1 rRNA gene is annotated in these 568 nt (G+C 50.0%); it reads right to left on the reverse strand.

The window, feature by feature from the left end:
* A 23S ribosomal RNA gene (locus tag SD31_RS16320) occupies positions 1 to 568 on the reverse strand; the annotation flags it as partial.

A 568-nucleotide genomic window follows, 5' to 3' on the forward strand; every position in this document is an offset into this window, starting at 1 on the left:
TCTCACATCGCAGTAAAGAAAAGTACTGGAATATTAACCAGTGTCCATCGGCTTACTCCTTTCGGATGCGCCTTAGGCCCCGACTAACCCTGATCCGATTAGCGTTGATCAGGAAACCTTAGTCTTTCGGTGGGCGGGTTTCTCACCCGCCTTATCGTTACTTATGCCTACATTTGCTTTTCTATTAAAGTCCACCACACGTCACCATGCAGCTTCTCCCTCGATAGAATGCTCCCCTACCACTCTCGCTTAATGCAAGAATCCATAGCTTCGGTAGTGATCTTGATGCCCGTTTATTATCCACGCCCGGTCGCTCGACTAGTGAGCTGTTACGCACTCTTTAAATGAATGGCTGCTTCCAAGCCAACATCCTAGCTGTCTGGGCAACCGGACCTCGTTAGTTCAACTTAGAACACATTTGGGGACCTTAGCTGATGGTCTGGGTTCTTTCCCTCTCGGCCTTGGACCTTAGCACCCAAACGCCTCACTGCCGATCCTATATCTCATGCTATTCGGATGTTGCGTCTTGGATTCGTCAGGACTTCGACTCCCGCTCCACGTCTCTACC

Origin of the sequence: Sphingobacterium sp. T2, assembly GCF_000814685.1 — a bacterium.
GTDB lineage: Bacteria > Bacteroidota > Bacteroidia > Sphingobacteriales > Sphingobacteriaceae > Sphingobacterium > Sphingobacterium thermophilum.